Genomic DNA, 22,081 nt, shown 5'->3' with positions numbered 1-22,081 from the left:
CGCGAGTCTCTTTTTCTAAGCTGCTAACTCTAAACCGCTAAACTTCCGCGCCCAACTGCTCAAGAAAGCCACGCATGTAGTCGGTGCGCTTGTTGGCTTCTAACTTAGCGGATTCTGTATTTATGGTTTCAGCGAGCTTAAACAGCTTCACGTAGAAGTGGTCGACGCTGTAATGCTTGTCATCTAAGTCACGATGTTCAGCGAACGGGTCTTCGTGGTTATAGAGCTCTGCGTTAAAACTCTGACCGACGTACAGGCAGCGTGCAATACCAATCGCACCGAGAGAATCTAGGCGGTCAGCATCTTGGACTATCTGAGCTTCTAACGTTTCAGGTGTGATGTTGGCGCTGTAGCTGTGCGTGACAATGGCATGATGGATCTCATCAAGATGGGACGCGGGATAGTCGATAGATTTGAGGAAAGAGATCGCCTTGTCTGCTGCCATTTGCGAGCTTTTGGCTCTGTCTGGATGGTTCTTAGGAAAGGTGAAACAATCATGAAGGTAAGCGGCGGGTAAAACGACTTCAAGCTTAGCCTGTTCTTGAGCACACAAAGCCTTAGCGGTTTTGACTACGCGCTTAATGTGGCTAATGTCGTGTGCTGCATCTTGTGTCATTTCTCGTTGTGCAAACTCAAGCAGTTGGTCTTCAAACTTTTCCTTCACGCGTCTCTTTCTCCCTATGTAGACGTTAGCAATCTTGTTGATCACCTAGCATTTATTTCACATCGACTTTAACAGTTTCAAGCGCGAGTTTTTATCTTTTATAAAAGGAATACCAACAAAAAAACCGACTCTGTGAGTCGGCTTAATAGAGGGGCTTGTCTACGTTGATAAAAGCATTATCAACGGCAGTCAGAGCTTAAGCTGCAGCTTGTTGAAGCTGTGCTAGCACATCATGCAGAGAAGGGCTGATGGTGTGTCCAAGCGCTTTCACTTCGTCACATGGCTCTACTAAATCAGGGATCTGGAAGCTGATCATGTTGGCTGCCATAGAAGCGCGAATTCCGTTGTTCGAATCTTCGAACGCTAGGCAGGTTTCAGGCGCAACACCTAGGCGTTCAGCCGCCAGCAAGTAAATCTCTGGGTGAGGCTTGCCGTGAGTCACTTCGCAGCCTGTGCTTAATGAAGTGAAGTACGAATCTAGGCCAGCCAGCTCAAGCTTCTTCTTTGCGATATCAAGCTGAGTGGAGGTCGCCACCGCGATTGGAATGTCATTCGATTTTAGCCATTCAAGCAGCTCAATCACGCCATCTTTTACTGGGATTGCTTGGTTTTTAACAATTGCACTGTAGCGCGTGCGCCATTCATTATTCAGCGCTGGGTAATCTAACCCTTCACCGTAACCATTTCGAAAAATCTGTTCGATGGTTTTTGCGTTACAACCAATGATGCCTAGGTAGACATCTTGCAAAAACGGAACACCTTGCGCGTGACATGCTTCTTCAAAAACCTGCATACAAAGTCGCTCGGTGTCGAGCAGCAGCCCATCCATATCAAAAATAGCAGCTTGAAAATTCATATCCGTGGTTCTTAATGTGTTGTCATCGTGAGGGCGGGTATTTTGACATAGTGTCTAGTGATAGGCGAGTCAACGTTCAGTAAGAATATATCCAATCGGCTCGGCAATATGCTTCTGCATGACTTTAAATGTGATTGATTGTGGTTGAAATAATATCGTTCAGTTATGAGCCTTGTGTTTTATAGGCCATCCAGATCTAACAGAAACAATTATGATTATTCCACATAACAAATCTAGCTTGTGAGTCTGGCTTCTTATTACATTTCATAAACTTACGGGCGTGTTAGCGTGACCATAATCTTATAAAAAACAATTACCGGGAGCCTGCAATCATAGTGTGACCAAGCAATAAGTAAATGGCTGAGCTTAGGGAGAAAATAACATTAGTCCACATTTTTAGCAGGGTTGCTTATGTTGTATTTTGAGTTTCTATTTTTATTAGTCGTCCTTTATATCGGATCTCGGTATGGCGGTATTGGCTTAGGTGTTGTTTCGGGTATTGGTTTGGTTATCGAGGTGTTTGTCTTCAAGATGCCACCAACCTCTCCACCTGTCACCGTAATGCTGATCATTCTCGCGGTGGTAACCTGTGCTTCGATCCTCGAAGCGGCCGGTGGCTTAAAATACATGCTCCAAGTGGCGGAAAGGGTACTAAGAAAGAACCCGAAACGCGTTACCCTGATAGCTCCGTTCGTGACTTACTCGATGACTTTCTTATTGGGTACTGGCCACGCGGTTTACTCCATCATGCCGATCATTGGCGATGTTGCACTGAAGAACGGTATTCGTCCTGAGCGTCCAATGGCGGCAGCGTCAGTTGCGTCTCAACTAGCTATTACCGCATCTCCAATTTCAGCCGCTGTGGTGTACTACCTCGCGCAGCTTTCTGATATTCAACATTCTATTACTCTGCTTTCCATTTTGATGGTGACGGTACCTGCAACCTTATTTGGTACGTTTTTGCTTTCTTTGTACAGCTTGAAACGCGGCAAAGAACTGAATGACGATCCTGAATATCAAGCGCGCCTAAAAGATCCTGAGTGGAAAAAGCGTATCGAAAGCACCACGGCGACGTCTTTGGATGAAGTGCTTCCAACTTCGGCTCGTAATGCGGTATTGATTTTCCTACTTTCAATTGTCGTGATTGTTATCGTGGCGATGGTGCCTGAAATCAGAACCATCGTTGACGGAGACAAGCCAATCAAGATGTCGGTGATCATCCAAATGATGATGCTCTGCTTCGGCGGTATCATCTTGCTGGCGACTAAAACTGACCCGCGAGATGTGCCAAACGGTGTGGTATTCAAATCGGGAATGGTGGCGGCGATTGCGATCTTCGGTATCGCTTGGATGTCGGATACCTACTTCCAATACGCAATGCCTCAGTTCAAGTCTGGCATCGTGGAAATGGTGACTAACTACCCATGGACGTTCGCACTAGCGCTATTCATCGTATCGGTTGTGGTGAACTCTCAAGCAGCAACTGCACGTATGATGCTACCGGTTGGCCTTGGCTTAGGATTAGATCCAGCACTGCTTATCGGCTTGATGCCAGCGGTTTACGGCTACTTCTTCATCCCGAACTACCCATCAGATATCGCTACGGTGAACTTCGATGTGTCTGGTACCACTAAGATTGGTAAGTGGTACTTCAACCACTCATTCATGTCGGTTGGTTTAATTGGTGTGGTCGGCGCATGTTGCTTAGGTTATGCACTGGCTCAGATTTTTATCGCTTAATGTATTAACTCTTTTTTTGAAATAGCCAAGACAACAACGAAAAACAGCGCCTAAATTGGCGCTGTTTTGTTTTAACAGGTTTCGTTTATTAGCTTTCAGGAGAGCTATTAACGTGGCTCAAAAGCCAGCGACTGAATTGCTTCTTCAATCGTTAGGAAGTGGATCTTCATCAGGCACACTTCAGCTTTTTGAAACTCGTGGTTTCGAATCAGTTTAGTCACGCTTTCAACCGAATACTGCTCAGCTCGTTTAGCTAAACCCAGTTGGTTTGAGTTTGATTGTAGCGAGTAGCTGTCGCCAACTGAATCGATGAGGTAATCATCTTCGCCCAAGATCATATCTGAGCATTCCACCTGGAAATCTTGTTCTGACGCGACGTAAATAAGCTCATCATCACCGTCGAGTTTTACCAAAGATGGCCAACTGATCATTACTGCCCTTTCTATGTGCTGCTTACTGCTTTTAATAGTGGTGACGACAAGCAATTATATAAAAGTTATCGTCATCTGCTTTATACACTAATCGATTCTTGTCATCGATTCGTCTTGACCAAAAGCTAGACAGGTTGCCGACTAGTGGCTCCGGCTTTCCAATCCCTTCAAAGGGCGTTCTTTTGGCGGCTTCAATCAACTTATTTAGTTTCTTGAGCGTTTTCTTGTCTTGGGTTTGCCAGTATAGGTAATCTTCCCAAGCATTATCTGTAAATACAATCTTTCGATCATTCGTCATTATTCAATTCTCGAACGGTTGTATTTCCGGCTTCGAGTTGAGCAATAGATTCAGCCAATCTTTCAGCGTTTTTAGGCGAGCTCATAAGGTACAAGGTTTCTTGCATTGAATTAAAATGATCAAGAGACATGACCACTGCATCTTCTGAATCTCGTCTGGTTATTACCGTAACATCAGAATCGTCTACCACTCTATCGAGCACAGACTTAAGGCTATTTCTGGCCTCAGTAAAAGAAACAATATTCATCACTTATTTACCCTGTTGTTTTTGGATATGTTTAATCTTTCTATATACACAGAATAGTTAATCATTCATGAATTAACTATTCTACATGTTCCGCTTGTTGTACATGTTATATCAGAGCTTACACATGATCAACTTATGGTACATGTCATTCATTGTAAATATGCAGAGAGTTACTGACTCAAAATGCTATTTACTCAAAGATCGGCCTAATGGTGCGAAGTAACCTTGCAGGGCTTGGTATATCTGTTCTCGGTGCGCCATATCAGGATACACGGGGTACATATCAGGCTTGGTTGTGCCATCCACTAGATAAGCGTTCTTGATATCGGAACACGATTCAATCACGGATTCAAAAGCGCGCGCCATCATCTCTGTGGGTAGTGAGAAGTAACGGGCAGACATCGCTTTGTCGGCAATCACACTGCGAGCCACATAATCGTGTTTGTCCAAGTTATTGTCGCTAAGCAGTGTGGCATCAAACAGAGACATCAAACTTTCGTTTAATGGATGAGGTCGCACCGTTCTATCGTGCAACCAACAGTCGCTGGCGAACAGGATCTGCTTGCGAGGGCCAGAGGTATCGCCGATTTCAAACGCTTTCTCAGCGATATAGTGGTCAAATGCATGCCAAAACTCGTGAGCGAGCGCGCCAGCTCCGGCATTCTTCGCGAGGGCTAATTCTCGTTGGTTCGGGGCATAGTGTGCTTGTACGCCTTTTCTGCCGCCACTGCCGAACGCTAAGCCTAATGTGCCGCGAAGGCCAATCGCTTCTGGTGGCAAAGCCAAGATGTAAGCCAAGTCGGCTAGCGAATCGAATATCAGATTTGCGGCCAACTCTTTTTCTTCTTTCGTCACCCAAGCACCCACACGAATGCTGCCCATACCGAAGGTTTGTTTGATGTCCATGAATGACACCTGATCGCCATGTCGGTAGTCTGGGCCTTCGCGCGTTTTGTATTTAAAGTGAGTTAACTTCAAAAGGGTCCTTGGAAACAGACGTAAGAATCAATAGTGTGCTCAGTGAGATGCGCCTGTGTGAGATGCATCTCTTGGAATTAAAGGACGTTTGCACTTTTGATAGCAAATTGCCGAACAAAATTAGTTTAGATTGAGTTCGAAAGCTTCCCATGAAGTTGGGTTACCTTCACGAGTGAGTGGAAAGAGTGGCTGTTGTGGTTTTGCATAGCTTAATCGGTGCAGTCTTTGAGTTACGTGGTAGCTATCAAGCCCTGATACCGTGACCAAATCCAACGCTTCTAAATCAAGGTAGCCATCCGGCATCACGGCGCGTTTGGGTGCGTGAATCGTTATAACTTCACCGATCAACATTTGCGTTTGATTGCTTTCGATTGTTATCTGTTCTTTGAACGCTAACCCTATCTTTAAACTGCTCTCCAAGACGAAGGGAGCGGGGAATGTGTCGTCATAATAGGCCGTTAAGCCGACCGCGTTGAATTCTGAGACTGGTTTAGGGTAGCGAGCCGAGGTTTGATGGGCCTTTTTAACAAAGTCAGCACCAATGCTGTTAACGGTGAAGTGCTTTGTTTCTAGAATGTTTTCTAGCGTATGACGGCGGCTTTTATCTGGGCGAACAATAAAACCAAGCAGCGCCGGATCAGACCCTAGGTTAATGACAGAGCTTACTATCGCAAGGTTTTCAAACCCCTGTTTATCACAAGTGCCAATTAGGTTGGCGCTTTTAAATCCAGACAAGGAATTAACTAAACGAATGCGGTGGCGCGGGTCCATTGTTTGGATATCTTGTTTAGAAAGGGTCATATCCTTCATATCCTTCATATCTTCTCTTCTTCTCATTTATTGTTATCTTCGAGCATGCTCACTAACGGACTTATATGTACGAAGAATCCGCTTTTATCGATCAAAGAGCGCTTATTGGCCGTGGGCAGTTTGTCTCTTTTATCTCTGCTACAGCACAATGAACGAGATCCTTTGCATAGATTTACGTACGTTGACGTCCCTTTACATCACAGGAGCTAAAGTAATGATGTCGTCTTTATGAGTGTTAACAAATGAAAACAGTCCGCAATATCATTTGGGCAATGATTGCCACAATGTCAGCCTTTTGGTTTGCGATGGAACCGCAATTATTCGCTTCAAGCGATGTCTTTGAATGGCGCTCAGCCATGATTCAGTACTCAGGTATTTTGTCTCTGGTGTTAATGTCCATCACAATGATCTTGGCGATGCGTTTGCCTATGGTTGAGAATTGGCTGAAAGGTATGGATAAAGCATATCGAGTCCATAAATGGCTCGGTATCGGTGGTGTTGCACTGGGTGTGACACACTGGTTGTGGTACCAAATACCTAAGTCATTGGTGGTGTCTGGTGTGTTAGATAAGCCTGTTCGACACGATGGTTCAGGGCCGCAAGCTGTTTTGACTGGATGGGAGTTATGGGTCAATGAATTACGCGGTATTGCTCAGAGTATTGGCGAGTGGGGCTTCTACTTGTTGCTCATTTTACTGGTGGCGTCACTATGGGCGGCAGTGAAGTACAAACCGTTTAAATTGTCGCACCGTCTGATGTCGGTTGCGTACCTGTTTATCGCTTTCCACTCAGTAATCCTGCTTAAACGAGCGTATTGGGGAGAACCTATTTATTATCTAACTGTGGCATTTGCTTTGGCTGGGTCTATCGCAGCGATTTACAGTTTGTTGGGCTTGGTTGGGCGTCGTAATCGTCACTCAGCGACGATTATCTCGACTCGCTATTTTCCACAAGCTGAAGTGATGGAGCTGGTGTTAAAACCGGAGGCATCTTGGCAAGGTCACAAAGCTGGGCAGTTTGCGTACTTGCGTTTCGGTAATGAAGACCCGCATCCGTTTACCATTGTTTCTGGCAGTGATGATCCAGAGTTGCGCTTTTTGATCAAAGAGCTGGGTGATTTTACTAATGGCCTATATGAACGAGTGAAAGCGGGCGATGCGGTTACGGTTGAAGGACCCTATGGTCGACTTTATTTTGACCTAAGCAAGCCACAAATTTGGATTGCTGGTGGTGTCGGGATAGCGTCGTTTTTTGCAACACTTGAAGCGCTCAAAACAGAACGAGATCATCCTCGTATTCAACTGTTTTATTGTACTCGCGGTGTTGATAAGCAATTAATCGATGAGTTGTGGCACCTAGCACACGCGGTTGGTGTGAAGTTGACCGTGATAGATACCTTGCACTCACCGCGGCTAAACGCCGGAAGAATTGTCAATCAATGTGGCGACCTCAACGAGTACGAGATGTATTTCTGCGGGCCGGAGTTGTTCTCTACATCACTGAAAAAAGAATTAGACACCTATCAATTTGATATTGAAAAGCACTACCACGAAGAGCTGTTTGTGATGCGTTAAAGCCAACTATTGGAGCTGTGATTGTTAAATTAGTCAATCGGCACAGTGTAAAAAGGCGTAAAGTCACTCAATTTGTTATTGCAGCGGTTTGCTATTGAGCGATACCATATAGGGCTGTTTCTTTGGTAAAGATGTAATTATGTCAGATGAAAAACTCGCACTCGAATGGATGCGCCAACAAGCTCATAAAGTTGACCCATACGTTATCGATCCATCGTTTGATGAATGCGTTGAGTTGCTTGATCCTGCCTTCAAGAAAGGCAAGAGTGTTGCTCAACTCAAGTATCTGTTATCAGAAGCAGATCGCCGAGCGGGCGCGGCAGAACGTAAGCATGCGGCTTTAAAATACGCCAAAGAGAAAAGCCCAAATGCTGGTCAAATCTTGCGACTGCAAAGCAAGCTTCAACAAGTTCAGTTGGCTCTCAAGCTTGCCACTGGCGATAACAATATGACCATATCTCAGTTCTGTTCAGAGTATGACGTGACTAAGCGTGACGGCAATACGGCATGGAATGAAAAGTTGGTGGAGCAGGGGAAGAGAAAGTAGCGATCTCTATTTCTATTTTTTGATTTAGTCGTTTTTCTATTGAACTTTAAATCATGCTCGCAGAGCCGTTAACTCGGTATCTTGAACCCCAATCATTGATATGCATTGCCGTGGTTTGAGCGCGGCGTATTGTCTCAACGATGCCCTCATTATTTTGGTGACGCACTCATGAACCTCTCCCAGATTGACCTGAATCTTCTTTTCGTTCTTAAGCATTTACTCGAAGAAAAACACGTCTCTAATACCGCAATGTCTCTGAACATGAGCCAGTCTTCGGTAAGTCGTACGCTACAAAAAATGCGTACCTTCTTTGATGATGAGCTGCTGGTACGAAAGAAGTATGGCTATGAGCTGACCCCAAAAGCAGAGTCGATTAAAAACGATATCAACACCGTTATTACTAACCTGGAAAAGTTGGTTCATAAGCAGTCGTTTGACCCAAGCAAGGTTGATAGTACTGTGAAATTTTATGGCTTACTGCCTCAAATTAATACCTTAATGCCCAAGGTGATCGCTAAGATCCGCAAAGAAGCGCCGAACATGATCGTGAGTTTAGATTCTGCGCCCAAGCGTCATTTCGAATCCTTGGTCGCAGGTGATGTGCACTTTGCCTTATCTTCGCATCAGCCGCCTTCTGCTGAGCAAAATATCTATCGTATGACAGTGGCGAAGCGCACGTTCCGTTTGTTGATGAGCCGAGAGCACCCATTGGCGAATGAAACTCTGACCCCACAAAAGCTGGCGGAATATGATTTTGGCCAAGTCTCTCTACAAGGTGAGAAAAGGCTCTCTTTCGAACACAAATACCAAGAACTCGGTTTAGCCAATAAAAAGCAGCGCCTGTCTGCACCTGTGCAGTTGAGTAACTTCAGCTCGGCGCCAAGTATTGCTGCTGAAACCGACATCATCTTTCACCTTCCAACACCTTTTGCAGAAGCAGCGTGTCATGATCCCCGCCTGATCACCAGAGAAGTCCCAGAAGAACTCCACTTGAGCTTTCAAGAAGTTTATTTGTACTGGCACAAGCGATTTCATGATGACCCGATGTGTGAATGGGTACGTGAAATATTCAAAGACCTCTATGTAGGCAAAGATACGTACTCTTAAAAGAGAGTGACTTCTAGTTAAGTAAGCAGCGAAGTCTGAGTGATTTGAGAGCCGTTATTCGCAACATCATCAGTTTCATATCAAGCATAAGATGAAGGTAACTATCCGTCTGGCGGATAGCGATATTCTATTTTGGCGATAGCATTATGCTTGAAGCGAATGATTTACGCCGCTCTAATTGAGAATGATTATTAAATGCAATCTCAATTTAAGTAGAGCCAAGATGAACACTATTCAAACGTTTACTCGTTCCCCCCTTTCTAAGTCTATAGCTGCTGCGTGTTTTGTATTCCCTGTAATGGGCTTTGCTAACGAACAAGTAAATCAAGTTGATACCGAAGCTTTGACCATTGAAGCGACGACTATGGAAACCATGGTTGTGACAGCAGCTGGTTATGAGCAGGTTGTCACTGAAGCGCCAGCGTCGATCAGCGTGATTACTCGTGAGCAGCTGGAAAACCGATCGTATAAAGATCTGACAGACGCGCTGCGTGATGTACCTGGTGTGATAGTGACAGGTGGTGGTTCGAGCCAAGACATTTCAATACGTGGTATGCCTGCAGAATACACGGCGATTTTGGTCGATGGACGCAAGCAGTCTGGCCGTGAAACACAACAAAACAGCAGTGGTGGCTTTGAGCAAGATTGGCTACCACCTCTAAGCGCGATTGAGCGAGTTGAAGTCGTGCGTGGCCCAATGTCGACGCTTTACGGTTCAGACGCGATTGGCGGTGTGATCAACATTATCACTCGTAAAGATTATCAAGAGTGGTATGGCAGCGTACGTGGTGAAACAACACTGCAAGAGAACTCAGACTCGGGCAATTCATATCAAAGCCAAGTGCATCTAGCGGGCCCTCTTATTGATGGCTTGTTGAGTGCTTCTTTCTCTGGTTTATATCAAGAGCGTAAGGAAGATGAGATTCTTTACGGATACGGAGGCAAAACATTAGAGAGTTACCGTGGCGCACTACACTTGACGCCTACGGATGACGATACTTTCTCGTTTGATTACACCTATCACGATCAAGAACGAGTGACGACGGATGGAAAATCGAAAACCACAGATTCTGAGCGTGTGAACAATCGTCAATCATTGGGCCTATCTCACTCAGGCAACTACGACTGGGGCTCGGGCACTTCATACATCAACAATGAAACGGTTGAGAATGAAGGCGGAGAAATGGAAGTGGAAAACCTGACTCTGAACTCACAATGGTCTATGCCTGTGCTTGAGGCGCACTACCTAACTATCGGCTTCAACTATACACGTCAGGAGCTGACAGATTCTGCAGAAGATCATGTCTTCAAAAATAACCAATGGTCACTGTTTGCGGAAGATGAATGGTACATCACCGATTCTTTTGCTCTAACAACTGGCCTCAGATTTGATCAAAATGACGTGTTCGAGTCTCATCTGAGCCCTCGCGTTTATGGTGTGTGGAGTGTCGACTCATATTGGACAGTGAAAGGCGGTGTTTCAACGGGATATCGAGCACCAGGCTTAACTGAGATGGAAGCGGGTTGGGCGCAAGACAGTTGTGGTGGCGACTGCTCGGTTTACGGTAATCCTGATCTAAAAGCCGAGACGTCAGTGAACAGTGAAATGGGCGTGTACTTTGTTGGCGATGCCGATTTAAGCTCGAACTTCACCGTGTTCTACAGTGACTTTAAAGACAAGATCGACAAGAAAGAGCTGAGCACTAACTGTGGCCGACGTGGTTGTGATTCTACCTACGTGAACATTGAAGACGCGATTACTTACGGTGCTGAATACACGATAAATAAAAGCATTACCGAGGCGATTTCTGTCGGTTCGACGTATACCTATACACATACTGAGAAGCAGTCCGGTGAAGATGAGGGTAAGCCACTAACGCAAATTCCTGAGCATTTAGCTACCGTAAATGCAGATTGGCAAGTACGTGATGATGTCCAATCTTGGATACGAGTGAATACCGTGGCAAAGAGTCAGAACCGACAACGAGTAGTTCAAAAACACAATTCGAAGCGCCATCAATTACTTATGTTGACTTAGGTACCAACTGGTATGTGCAAAAGAACCTTAAGGTGATGGCTGGTATCTACAACCTATTTGATGAACAAACCGATTACGAAGAGTTTGGCTACGTTGAAGATGGTCGTCGTTACTGGTTAGCAGCAGAAGCGTCATTCTAGATAAGAGGTTCATAATGAAAAAGATAACAAAATTACTGATGCTTTCATTTGTTGGATTATCGGCTGCTAATGCTAATGCTAATGCTAATGCTAATGCGGTATACACAGTAGAAAAGGACATCTTGTTTAAGACGGTAGAAGCACGAGAGATCAAGCTTGATCTCTACCTTCCCAAAACAGAAGCAAAGGTTGATGGAAAATATCCGTTGCTCGTTTGGGTACATGGCGGTGCGTGGAAGCGTGGCACTAAAGACGATATTCCGACTAAAAACCCGTTGTTGCTTAATTCTGTTTTGGATGAAGGTTATGCGTTGGCTGCGGTCGATTATCGTTTAAGTGGCGAAGCAACTTTTCCAAAACCAGTCGCGGATATTAATGATGCTATTAACTATCTTCATGACCATGCTAACAAGTACAATCTTGCCGCCGATAACGTGGTTATGATGGGGCGTTCAGCTGGTGGTCATTTAGCGGGATTGGTCGGCGCAAGTAATACGTACGGTGACATTAGCTTTTACTCAGAACCTAAGTATCGAGTGGCTGGAGTTGTAAGCTTTTTTGGCCCGACGGACCTGCTGGAACTAGGTAATAAAGGGAACAGACCAACCAGTAAAAAGTCGTCGGTGTCACGATTTTTAGGTGATATCCCGAGTGAAGTACCAGAGCTAGCGGCACAAGCTTCAACGACCAGTTATATAAACAGTGATGCTCCGCCTTACATTCAGTTCCATGGAACACTGGATAAGCGAGTGCCTTTAGCGCAAAGCCAGATCCTCAAACATGCTTTGGACAAGTACGGCATTGAGAATCAGCTGTTTATCGAGGAGGGTGTTGGTCATAGTGCTCCAATTTTTGATACCGATAAGTATGTACCGCATGTGATTGCGTTTTTAAAGCGACATTATCCAATTAAATAATCTCTACTTTTGTGACGTTACAACGCGCTAGAAAGCATTCATTGAGCCATTTAAAGCCAAGTTGATCACTAAGGTTCAACTTGGCTTTTTTATTGGAAGCTTTCATAAGTATCTGGATTCATTTCTAACTTCCCTTTTATGATTCGATCGTCATTTATTAGATCGAACAAAACCGTGTTCACCCTCGATAATTGAGTTATTTATCAGTTAAAGATGGTGGTTATTGTGTGTTTCATCACGATTTGTTCATAACTGACTCTAGCTTATCGACGACCTTGATAAAGGCTTCAATGTGCGCGATACACTATTTTTCGCCCATTAATCAATTTCACTTGTGACAAAGTTATCAGAATTATGCATTTTCGGTAACGTTCCCGAAATTATCGATCTATCATCCACTCAGATACAAAAGTGAAGTAATCAACACGACTGATTTCTATTTCTTCTTCGATATAGAGCTTATACATCAAAAGTATAAGCCGAAATGTGCTTACGAATTGTTTTGGGAACGTTTGCAAATAATCCAAAACAATTAACGTGAGAACATCAGAATGAAACGACACATTTTAGCGGTTGCTGTAACAATGGGGCTAATGACTACATCGGTATTAGCAAGTGAAGACGTTGCAGCATTAGAGCAACGTATTAATGAATTAGAACAAAGGGTTGCACAAACAGAGCAGGTCTCTACCGAGGCCAATGAAAAGGCTTCTTCGTTTGAGTTTCACGGCTATGCTCGCGCTGGGTTATTGATCAACGACGACCTAAACGGCGCGACAGGTACTGGTCCTTACATGACAGCGGCGGGTGCCATTGGAGCTCCAATTGGACGTCTTGGTGTTGAAGATGATCATTACGTTGAAGCGAACTTGATTCATAAGCGATTTGCAGACGATGGCTCTAGTGCTTTGTTTCGCATCATGTTGGCCGACAGTACTGAGACAAATAACGAGTGGACTGCCAGCGAAAGCCAGTTGAATGTGCGACAAGTGTATTCAGAACTGAACCGTCTGAGCATGTTCTCTGAATCTGAAGCGTTTTCTGAAGCAACGTTTTGGGCGGGTAAACGATTCGATCGCGACAACTTTGATATTCACTTTTTCGATTCGGATATTGTCTTCTTATCAGGTACTGGTGCGGGCGTTTATGACGTTCAGATGAGCGACAACTGGAAAGCGAATTTCTCTATTTATGGCCGAGATTTTGGTGAGATTGATAGCTCGTCAACAGATGTAGAAAACTACATTGCAACCATGAATAACCGTATTGGCCAATGGCAAGTGATGTTGAGCGGTATGACCTCAGCAGACAACGATAGCCGCCTAAATGGCGCAGCTGAAAGCGGTGTACACGCAATGTTTGCGTACCATGGAGACAACTTCTTTGGTCTGAGCGAAGGCTTCTCTAAAACGGGTATGTTAGTGGGTAGTGGCCTAGGTGCAGAGCTAAAAGGCATCGGTTCAAATGGTGATCTACTGGATGACGCGAAAGCCGTTCGCCTGTTTAGCTACGGTGTCACTCGCATTGGCGACAACTGGCGCTTAGCACCTGCATTAATGGCAGAGCATAGCCAAGACCGTTTGAAGAAGAATGACGAGTTCACATGGGCTTCTTTAAACGTTCGATTAGCTCAAGAGTTCACAGAGAACTTTGAGATGGTTTACGAAGGTTCATTGCAATACATGGATTTAGACAACTCGACAGAGCAAGCGAGCGGCGGTTTCTACAAAGCGACAGTTGCACCAACACTCAAGCTTTCAACTAGCACTGGTTTCTTTGACCGACCAGAACTGCGTTTCGCTGTGAGCTATGTGGATTGGAGTGAAGACCTAAATGGTTACTCGATCAGCACTGAAGCAGATGCTGCAACGATGGGAGAGGGCGGCGAGGTTCTGTTTGCACTGCAGATGGAAACTTGGTTCTAATTGCTTGATATATCGTTTAGATAGAGAGTGTTACTCATGATGTGATAGTCGCATCACCAAATGCCAACCTTATCGTTTCAACTCGAAGGTTGGCATTTTTTATCTTGGGATAACCTGATCTCTGAAATAAATCGCTAGCAAGACTCTCGGTCAATAGTGGTGAAGGTCAACACCATCTTGCTCATTTCAAAGCCTTTTTTCTCAATACGGTCGAGTAGCAGCTTGGCTCCATTTTCTCCCGCTTTATCAAACGCATAGTTAAACGTAGACAGCGTTGGTGTGCATACTGAAGCAAGTTCATCATCACCCACGCCGAGTACCAAGACATCCTTTCCTGGAACGAGGCCCGCTTCTTGAATTGCTCTGATCGCACCGATTGCGATACGGTCAGTGGCGCAGAATAGGCCGTCGAGCTTGGTGTGCTCCTTGAGATACTGCTTCGCCAGTTGGTAACCTGATTCTATGGTGAAGTCGCCACGGGCGTGAAATTGCAGTGTGAGGTCGTTAAATTGAAGCGATTGAGCGAAGCCTTCCGATCTCATCTTATCAACCGCAATATCATCACCTTGCACACCGATGAATCCCATATGCTTACAAGCTTTCGCTATGAGGCGATTACCCGCTTCAAACCCTACGCGAGTGTCGTCGTGCACAATGCTTGGGATGTTAAACATTGACCCGTCTTGACCAACCAATACCACGGGTACGGCAGAGCTTTGAATCGCTTTGACTAATTGGTTGTCGAGGTGGGTCGCGTACAGGATGATTCCTTCAACACGCTTCTGGTTAAATATCTGAATATATTCAAGTTCTTTATGGTGTGTTTGGTGTGTGCTCGCTAATAATACATGCTTGCCCGCTTGCTCTAATACGGCGGTTAAACCATCGACACCCTGAGAGGTAGCATGGGAAGAAACCCTAGGAACAATCACGCCAACCAGGTTGGTTTTTTGGGACTTTAAGTCTTTAGCGACTTGGTTTGGGAGATAGCCACACTCTTCAACCGCTTTACGCACCTTCACCTTGGTCGCGTCTTTTACGCCATACTCATCATTGATTACTCTTGAAACCGTCGACTTGGAAACTCCAGCGAGACGAGCGACATCATGAAGACTAGCCATTATTCATTATCCAATTGTAATTTTAGTTTTGGGATTGTTTGCAAACAGAGCATCAAATTTACCTGTTATTAGGGGATTTTAACCCTGTCTTCTTATCCTAGGGAGATAATTTGAAGATCATTCTCACACTATTGAGCAGTTATCTTTGATCATTTGTTATTTCTAGGCAAAAATTTGTTTTGCAAACGTTCCCGAAAATTCAAAAGCTCAAATGATAATCCAATGGGGTATGTAATGAATTATCCAAAAATAGCAAAAGAGCTGCTTTCTCTATTAGGTGGTAAAAGTAATATCACCGCACTCGCACACTGCGCGACTCGTCTGCGTCTTGCGGTTGCAGACCAAGATAAAATTGATGAACAGGCGATTGATAACCTAGAAGGGGTTAAGGGCCAGTTTAAAGTGGCAGGTCAATATCAGATCATCTTTGGCTCAGGCATCGTAAACCAAGTTTATGCTGAGTTGGCTAAGCTGACTGAAATGACGGAAATGTCGACCAACGATGTGGCGTCTGCAGGTGCTGACAACCAAAATATCCTGCAACGCGCGGTGAAAGGCCTGTCTGATATTTTTGTACCAATCATTCCGGCGATTGTTGCTGGTGGTTTGTTGATGGGTATCTACAACCTATTGACGGCTCAAGGCTTATTCATTGATGGCAAATCTTTAATCGACGCTAATCCGGGTTTGACCGACTTAGCAAACATGATCAATACATTTGCTAATGCTCCTTTTGTGTACTTACCTATTTTATTAGCATTTTCAGCGAGTAAGAAGTTTGGTGGTAACCCATACCTTGGCGCGGCTTTAGGTATGTTGATGGTTCACCCAGACTTGCTTAACGGCTGGGGCTTCGGTGGCGCATCAGTGTCGGGCAGCATTCCGGTTTGGAACATTTTAGGTTTCGAAATCGAGAAAGTAGGCTATCAAGGTTCAGTACTACCCGTTCTTGTTTCTGCGTTTATTCTAGCGAAAGTTGAGCTTGGGCTGCGTAAAGTTATTCCTTCGGTTCTGGATAACTTGCTAACGCCGCTATTGGCGATTTTCATAACTGGTTTGTTAACATTCACGATTGTTGGTCCATTTACTCGTGATATCGGCTTCCTGCTTGGTGACGGCCTAAATTGGTTATACAACAGTGCTGGCTTCATTGGCGGTGCGGTGTTTGGTTTGATTTATGCGCCGTTTGTTATTACTGGTATGCACCATAGCTTTATTGCTATTGAAACTCAGTTGCTTGCGGATATTGCAACAACTGGTGGTACGTTTATCTTCCCTATCGCGGCGATGTCTAACGTGTCACAAGGTGCAGCGGCACTGGCGGTTGGTTTCATGAGTAAAGATAAGAAAATGAAAGGTATCGCGATTCCTTCTGGTGTGACTGGCTTGCTTGGTATTACTGAACCTGCAATGTTCGGTGTGAACTTGAAGCTTCGCTATCCATTCATTGCTGCGGTTTGTGCCGCTGCGATTTCAAGCGCGTTTATCACGATGTTCAATGTGAAAGCACAAGCACTGGGTGCGGCGGGTATTCCTGGCATCATCTCAATATCACCAGAAAAGATTGGCTACTACGTGGTAGGTATGATTATCGCGTTCGTGACTGCCTTTGCTCTGACCGTTGTTTTAGGTCTGCGCGAGCGCAGCAAGCAAAACATTAAAGCAACAGCTTAACGTTTCTCCCTAGAAGTGAAGCCCCCCTTTTCACTTCATTTCCTAAGCTTTGGGGTGCTAGCTAGGTGATTTGGCTTAGCTAGCCTTTTTATATTTTTACATGACAGCGTGAAGTGTCACCTTGCTTTTGGTTGCTACTGCTTTCGATTGCCATCGCTTTCGGTTGTCATGATTTTCAGTTTTAAGGTAAGAAAGATGAATCAAGTTTGGGTAACTGGAGACGCCGTCGTCGACCTCATTCCGGAGACTGACGCGACATTATTGAAATGTCCGGGCGGTGCGCCTGCTAATGTCGCGGTAGCGATTTCTCGCCTTTTAGGCAAAAGCGCATTTTTTGGCCGAGTGGGTAACGATCCGTTTGGCACTTTTATGGAAGTGACTCTGCAAAAGGAAGGTGTGAATACCGATCGCTTGGTGAAGGACCCTGAACAACGCACGTCAACCGTGGTGGTCGCTCTTGATGACCAAGGCGAGCGTAGCTTTACGTTTATGGTTAAGCCAAGTGCCGACCAGTTTATGTCTGTTGAAGACATTCCCGAATTTAAGAAAAACGAGTGGCTACACGTCTGCTCGATCTCTTTGGCTAATGAACCAAGCCGAAGCAGCACCTTCGAAGCCATCCGACGCATGAAAGCCGTGGGCGGTTACATCAGCTTCGATCCAAACCTTCGTGATGAAGTGTGGCAAAACCCATCTGAAATTAAGTCTGTGGTCATGAAAGCGGTTGAGTTGGCGGATGTGGTTAAATTCTCAGAAGAAGAACTGGACTTCTTAACCGATTCAACTTCGATGGAACAAGGCTTGGCTAACATTGCAGATCTTAACAACACGCTTGTTCTGGTTACGCAGGGCGCGAAAGGCGTTTGGCGAGTATTTGAAAACCAAGGTGTGTTGATTTCAGGTCGCTCAGTGACGCCAGTGGATACCACGGGTGCAGGCGATGCTTTTGTTGGCGGTTTGCTTGCAAAGCTTTCTCAAGATGATGAGTGGAACAATCAACAAGTCGTCGATTCTGCAATTCAGTGGGCGAATGGGTGTGGTGCACTGGCGACCACGCAAAAAGGCGCAATGACCGCACTTCCAACGCAAGAAGCTCTTACTCAGTTTATTCAAAAAGACTCTTCAAATACGAATGCCGTAGAGGAGAGTGTATGAGTTTGAACTCGAACTGGACAGTAGAGCAAAGATATCGCCGTATAGAAGATATTTCTCTAGAGAGTATTGATGCGATGGTAGAGCTTCGCAAACAAGACTCTGGCTATCCAAGCTACCATATTGCGCCTAAGTTTGGTCTGCTTAATGATCCGAATGGTCTGTGTTTCTTTAATGGTGAACACCACCTGTTTTACCAATGGACGCCAGTTGGCCCCGTCCATGGTATGAAGTACTGGTACCACCTTTCTACCAAAGACTTCGTTCATTTCGAAGACCACGGCATTGGCTTGCACCCAGACCAAGATTACGACTCTCACGGTGTTTACTCTGGTGGTGCATTGGTTGAAAACGACAATGCATTGTTGTTTTTTACAGGTAACAAGCGCGATGGAAATTGGTTGCGAGTGCCAACTCAATGTTTTGCCAAGATGTCTGCTGACGGCAAAATAGAAAAGCACGGCGTGGTTATCGAAAACGATCACTACACCGAACATTTCCGAGACCCAAAAGTGTGGAAACAGGGCGGCGATTATCTGATGGTTGTGGGTGCTCAAACGCCTCAAAATACTGGCTCTATGGCGCTATATTGCAGCCGAGACCTGATGAATTGGCAGCACAAAGGTCCAATTCAAACTCGTTACAACAACCTTGGCTATATGTGGGAATGCCCAGATTTCTTTGAAATAGAGAATCAGTCGGTGATGCTGTTTTCTCCACAAGGTGTGTCTAGCGAAAATCCATACGATTTCAAAAATATCTACTCGGTGGCTTATATCGTCGGTGACCGCCTAAATCTCGATTCGGTAGAACTGGAAAACCACCAAGATATTGCGCAACCAGATTATGGCTTCGATTTCTATGCACCACAGACTTATTTAGATGATACAGGCCGCCGTATTCTGATTGCTTGGATTGGTCTGCCTGAGATTAATACACCATCTAATGAGTATCAGTGGGCGGGCATGTTGTCGTTACCACGCGAACTTCAAATCCAAGATGGCTATCTTGTTCAGTCTGCTTTACCTGAATTGAAAGCGCTACAGGGTGAAGCTGTGGTGGTTGAAAATGCTCTTGAATTGGATACAACCAGCTTCATGGTTGAGCTCGAAACTGATACTGACGAGTTTGAGTTTACACTTGCTAACGTTGCGGGTGATAACATCGTGTTCAGTGCTACAGAAAAGGAGTTCATGCTTGATCGCAGTAAGATGTCTCAGCTCTACGCGGAAGAGTTTGGCTCAGTGAGAAAAGCACCGAGGTTGAGCACCAAGCAAACCATCGAGGTTTATGTTGATAAGTCAGTGATCGAAATCTTTATCAATGGCGGTAAGCACACAATGACCAGCCGTTTCTTCATTGATGACTTGAGTTCATTGTCGATGACTGGTGACGTGAACACCGTTTATCACTCGATGAACCCAATTAAAGGGTTGGACAACTAACCTCCGCTTATCTCCATCAAGAAAGCCGCTGATCAACAGCGGCTTTTGTTTGGTCTGCGACATCACTATTGTGCTAACTCTTTGACCTTGTCCATTCCCCGTAGCCCTGAATCTCAAGTCCATTTAGAACAAACAACCAACGCTAAGGTCGAATGTTATTGAAACTGACCTTCTGCGTTCCGTCATCTTTATTCAATAGCTCCACCACATCGCCTTGATAGTAATACGGTTCCATTGGCATCTCGCTGTTGGTCGGCCTTGCGTAATGCAATACTGCTGGCTTCGCGTCAACTTGCTGTGCGTATAGATAGCCAATCAGCGCATGTTCAAACTGGTGATAACCGTTGCCCCAATGGAAAGCTTTGGTGCGTTTTGGCTCAAGCCCGACACCGCCGTATTTATGGTCGACCCATACATCATGAAAAGTGGGTAGGGTGTATTGCAGGACGTCTTTCATTGAATCATCGACAAGCGAAACCGTCATGGCTGCTTGATCAAGCTCCGCCCATTCCCATGATGAAGCCCAATTTGTGTTTGGTCTGCTTTGCCAGCCAGTTATCTCTTGTCCTTTCCACGCTTTCTGAAGTTCTTCGCCATAATATTGGGATACACTCACGAAATTTTTCTGATATTGCGCATGAACGAGAGTGTGTTTCATCCCTTTGATGCCAAACTCTTTCCATTCAGAGTTATTCAATGTTTGGCCTGTAAGGTAAGTCATCCAATACGCTTTGATGGTGTGCCCAAAATCGTTGTGATTAGCATTCGGCATCTTGGCGGCTTTGCTGTGAATGGCCCCGTAGAAGCGTTGTTCATCTTCAGAGTGGTAGTGCTCGACCATGGTTTGTGTCAGCCAACTTAGATCATCAAGCCATCTTGTCTTGGTGGGCTCTTTTAGCAGGGGAGCGACTAACAGCATGTAACCGTTAATCTGATCAAGTTGCGCGACCAGTTCACGCTGTGTGGCTTTGCCATCTTCACCATCCGCAAGTACCCAAGCAAGACCGCTGTTGTCGCTAAGTCGATATTTATCAAAGATAAAAGCTTGTTGTGCGATGAGTGCTTCTTCTACCTTTTTGTCTTGAGTCAGGTAGTAGTACATGGCAAGGCCAACTAATGCATACGCTTGATCTTGAGAAGTACGCTGCTGCCAATTTTGGCCTACTTTTCCCTCTTTTGTGTAGCCGATAAAGCCGCCGTTTTGCTTATCTTCTAGCTTATCAATGATGTAGTAGGCTCCTTGCTTGGCAAGCGCTAAAGCCTGCTTATCGCCACTAAGGTGGTAGAGCACGCCATAGGCATAAGTTTGACGTGACTTCATCCGCGTAAACTCTTTGCCAAAGTGTGGCGTGATCCAGCCTTTGTTTAGTTCATGGCACACATCAGAAACATCGAGCAAGGTACCGTCATCACAGCGGAAAGTAGGGAAGTTTCCTACCGGTTCTCCTTGAGCGCTAGGCATTAACCAATAAGGTGCAAGCCCTTCAGTCGCATGGTTGAGCCACTCTTCTCCAGAAGGAAGATGGGCGTTGGCAGATACGGCGAAGCTAGTAATACTGAGTAATGCGATCGTTGCTCGTAACATGATGTTTATCTTAACTATTTGAATTTCTTTGAATATAAACAATCACATCTGCACATTGTGATTAGGCGATCACAATCGACCAAATTAATAAGGTTTAGATAAAAGCTCACAGACTAGTGAGCTTTGGAAGGGTGTCTTGTATTTTATACTGGCTTGCCCGCCTCATCTTCTTCAACCACATCGGTTTCTAAGCTTGCCTCTGCCAGCCATTTTTGTATTGATGGACTGTTAAGCACACGTTGTTGATACTGCGATGCCTTTTCGGAAAGTTGTATTCCATAGGTTTCTACGCGCAATGCGACGGGTGCAAACATCGCATCGGCAATCGACCATTCACCAAATAACCATCCCTCTGGGTATTGTTCCATTTGTGCAGACCATATTGCATCAATACGAGCGATGTCTTTCAGTGCGTCTTCACTCAGTGTGAGCTTTCGTTGTGCGCGGCAGTTCATCGGCATTTCATTTCTGACGGCAAAGAACCCAGAGTGCATCTCGGCGGAAATTGCTCGGGCATGGGCGCGTTCTTTCACTGAGCTAGGCCACGCTGCACCGTCCAAATAGGCATCGTTAACGTATTCGAGAATCGCCAATGAATCCCACACCGCAACATTACCATCAACTAGGGTTGGAACCTTGGCCGTTGGCGTCACTTTCGCCAGAGTGTCGTAAAAATCAGAGGTGAACAGCTTGAGCTTGATGACTTCTGCATTCAGGTTGTAGTTGTCGAATATTAGCCATGCGCGCAGTGACCAAGTTGAGTAGTTCTGGTTTCCAATATAAAGCTGCATCGTTGCTTCCTTGCGTTTGGTGGGCATGCATTTGAGATTAG

19 protein-coding genes and 1 pseudogene are annotated in these 22,081 nt (G+C 45.2%); 10 read left to right on the top strand and 10 right to left on the bottom strand.

Translation table 11 applies throughout. The features are described 5' to 3' along the window. Positions 1-37: 37 nt before the first annotated feature. Together AB4384_RS20620 and AB4384_RS20615 are read right to left on the bottom strand one after the other, a co-directional pair. Positions 38-664, bottom strand: a complete 627-nt coding sequence (locus AB4384_RS20620; protein ID WP_372130045.1) for an HD domain-containing protein — start codon at positions 662-664, stop codon at positions 38-40. Between the two features lie 196 nt (positions 665-860). Further along, complete coding sequence (locus AB4384_RS20615; protein WP_017069081.1) at positions 861-1,520, bottom strand: HAD family phosphatase; 660 nt, start codon at positions 1,518-1,520, stop codon at positions 861-863. A gap of 411 nt (positions 1,521-1,931) precedes the next feature. On the opposite strand from AB4384_RS20615, the gene AB4384_RS20610 reads away from it, so the two are divergent. After that, positions 1,932-3,260, top strand: coding sequence for an anaerobic C4-dicarboxylate transporter (locus AB4384_RS20610; protein ID WP_010432780.1), 1,329 nt, complete (start codon positions 1,932-1,934; stop codon positions 3,258-3,260). Positions 3,261-3,367: 107 nt separating this feature from the next. Here AB4384_RS20610 and AB4384_RS20605 read toward each other — a convergent pair whose 3' ends face one another. The 5 genes from AB4384_RS20605 to AB4384_RS20585 form a co-directional block, all read right to left on the bottom strand. Further along, on the bottom strand, positions 3,368-3,691 hold the full coding sequence (locus tag AB4384_RS20605; RefSeq protein WP_108194370.1) for a DUF4144 domain-containing protein: 324 nt from the start codon (positions 3,689-3,691) through the stop codon (positions 3,368-3,370). A 31-nt stretch (positions 3,692-3,722) separates the two neighbouring features. Then, positions 3,723-3,989: a Txe/YoeB family addiction module toxin gene (locus AB4384_RS20600; RefSeq protein ID WP_017061615.1), complete on the bottom strand. Its 267-nt coding sequence runs from the start codon at positions 3,987-3,989 to the stop codon at positions 3,723-3,725. Beyond that, the gene (locus AB4384_RS20595; RefSeq protein WP_017061616.1) at positions 3,979-4,236 is read right to left on the bottom strand and encodes a type II toxin-antitoxin system Phd/YefM family antitoxin; all 258 of its coding nucleotides are present in this window, start codon (positions 4,234-4,236) and stop codon (positions 3,979-3,981) included. The genes AB4384_RS20600 and AB4384_RS20595 overlap by 11 nt, the downstream gene beginning before the upstream one ends. A 186-nt stretch (positions 4,237-4,422) precedes the next feature. Continuing rightward, on the bottom strand, positions 4,423-5,214 hold the full coding sequence (locus AB4384_RS20590; RefSeq protein ID WP_017061617.1) for a CLCA_X family protein: 792 nt from the start codon (positions 5,212-5,214) through the stop codon (positions 4,423-4,425). 120 nt (positions 5,215-5,334) lie between these two features. Next, positions 5,335-6,024, bottom strand: a complete 690-nt coding sequence (locus tag AB4384_RS20585; RefSeq protein ID WP_372130060.1) for a flavin reductase family protein — start codon at positions 6,022-6,024, stop codon at positions 5,335-5,337. A gap of 242 nt (positions 6,025-6,266) precedes the next feature. On the opposite strand from AB4384_RS20585, the gene AB4384_RS20580 reads away from it, so the two are divergent. From AB4384_RS20580 to AB4384_RS20555, 6 genes and pseudogenes are all read left to right on the top strand, one after another. After that, entirely contained in the window at positions 6,267-7,598 is a 1,332-nt protein-coding gene (locus tag AB4384_RS20580) for a ferric reductase-like transmembrane domain-containing protein (protein ID WP_017064979.1), read from the top strand. A 139-nt stretch (positions 7,599-7,737) separates the two neighbouring features. Beyond that, complete coding sequence (locus tag AB4384_RS20575) at positions 7,738-8,145, top strand: hypothetical protein (RefSeq protein ID WP_017061620.1); 408 nt, start codon at positions 7,738-7,740, stop codon at positions 8,143-8,145. Between the two features lie 168 nt (positions 8,146-8,313). Further along, on the top strand, positions 8,314-9,252 hold the full coding sequence (locus AB4384_RS20570; RefSeq protein WP_017071654.1) for a LysR family transcriptional regulator: 939 nt from the start codon (positions 8,314-8,316) through the stop codon (positions 9,250-9,252). A gap of 298 nt (positions 9,253-9,550) precedes the next feature. Further along, positions 9,551-11,430 (top strand): annotated as a pseudogene (locus AB4384_RS20565) (TonB-dependent receptor domain-containing protein). A gap of 14 nt (positions 11,431-11,444) precedes the next feature. After that, positions 11,445-12,347: an alpha/beta hydrolase fold domain-containing protein gene (locus tag AB4384_RS20560; RefSeq protein WP_372130044.1), complete on the top strand. Its 903-nt coding sequence runs from the start codon at positions 11,445-11,447 to the stop codon at positions 12,345-12,347. A 551-nt stretch (positions 12,348-12,898) separates the two neighbouring features. Beyond that, positions 12,899-14,272, top strand: a complete 1,374-nt coding sequence (locus tag AB4384_RS20555; RefSeq protein ID WP_372130043.1) for a carbohydrate porin — start codon at positions 12,899-12,901, stop codon at positions 14,270-14,272. Between the two features lie 134 nt (positions 14,273-14,406). On the opposite strand, the gene AB4384_RS20550 is transcribed toward AB4384_RS20555, so the two are convergent. Beyond that, entirely contained in the window at positions 14,407-15,393 is a 987-nt protein-coding gene (locus tag AB4384_RS20550) for a LacI family DNA-binding transcriptional regulator (protein ID WP_017067468.1), read from the bottom strand. A 234-nt stretch (positions 15,394-15,627) separates the two neighbouring features. On the opposite strand from AB4384_RS20550, the gene AB4384_RS20545 reads away from it, so the two are divergent. From AB4384_RS20545 to AB4384_RS20535, 3 genes are all read left to right on the top strand, one after another. Further along, positions 15,628-17,067: a sucrose-specific PTS transporter subunit IIBC gene (locus AB4384_RS20545; RefSeq protein ID WP_017064972.1), complete on the top strand. Its 1,440-nt coding sequence runs from the start codon at positions 15,628-15,630 to the stop codon at positions 17,065-17,067. Positions 17,068-17,262: 195 nt separating this feature from the next. After that, positions 17,263-18,222, top strand: a complete 960-nt coding sequence (locus AB4384_RS20540) for an aminoimidazole riboside kinase (RefSeq protein WP_104216020.1) — start codon at positions 17,263-17,265, stop codon at positions 18,220-18,222. Next, the gene (locus AB4384_RS20535) at positions 18,219-19,664 is read left to right on the top strand and encodes a sucrose-6-phosphate hydrolase (protein ID WP_017069759.1); all 1,446 of its coding nucleotides are present in this window, start codon (positions 18,219-18,221) and stop codon (positions 19,662-19,664) included. The genes AB4384_RS20540 and AB4384_RS20535 overlap by 4 nt, the downstream gene beginning before the upstream one ends. 142 nt (positions 19,665-19,806) lie before the next feature. Here the strand turns inward: AB4384_RS20535 and AB4384_RS20530 are convergent, their stop codons facing one another. Together AB4384_RS20530 and AB4384_RS20525 are read right to left on the bottom strand one after the other, a co-directional pair. Next, a complete protein-coding gene (locus AB4384_RS20530; protein ID WP_372130042.1) occupies positions 19,807-21,249 on the bottom strand; it encodes an N-acylglucosamine 2-epimerase in 1,443 nt (480 codons plus the stop codon). Between the two features lie 143 nt (positions 21,250-21,392). Then, positions 21,393-22,040, bottom strand: a complete 648-nt coding sequence (locus AB4384_RS20525; RefSeq protein WP_017069761.1) for a glutathione S-transferase family protein — start codon at positions 22,038-22,040, stop codon at positions 21,393-21,395. Positions 22,041-22,081 lie beyond the last annotated feature (41 nt).

The organism is Vibrio sp. 10N.261.51.A4, from assembly GCF_041471945.1.
Classification (GTDB): Bacteria; Pseudomonadota; Gammaproteobacteria; order Enterobacterales; family Vibrionaceae; genus Vibrio; species Vibrio crassostreae_C.
The sequence above is the reverse complement of the archived record's forward strand: the minus strand, read 5'-3'. Positions and strand labels throughout refer to the sequence as shown.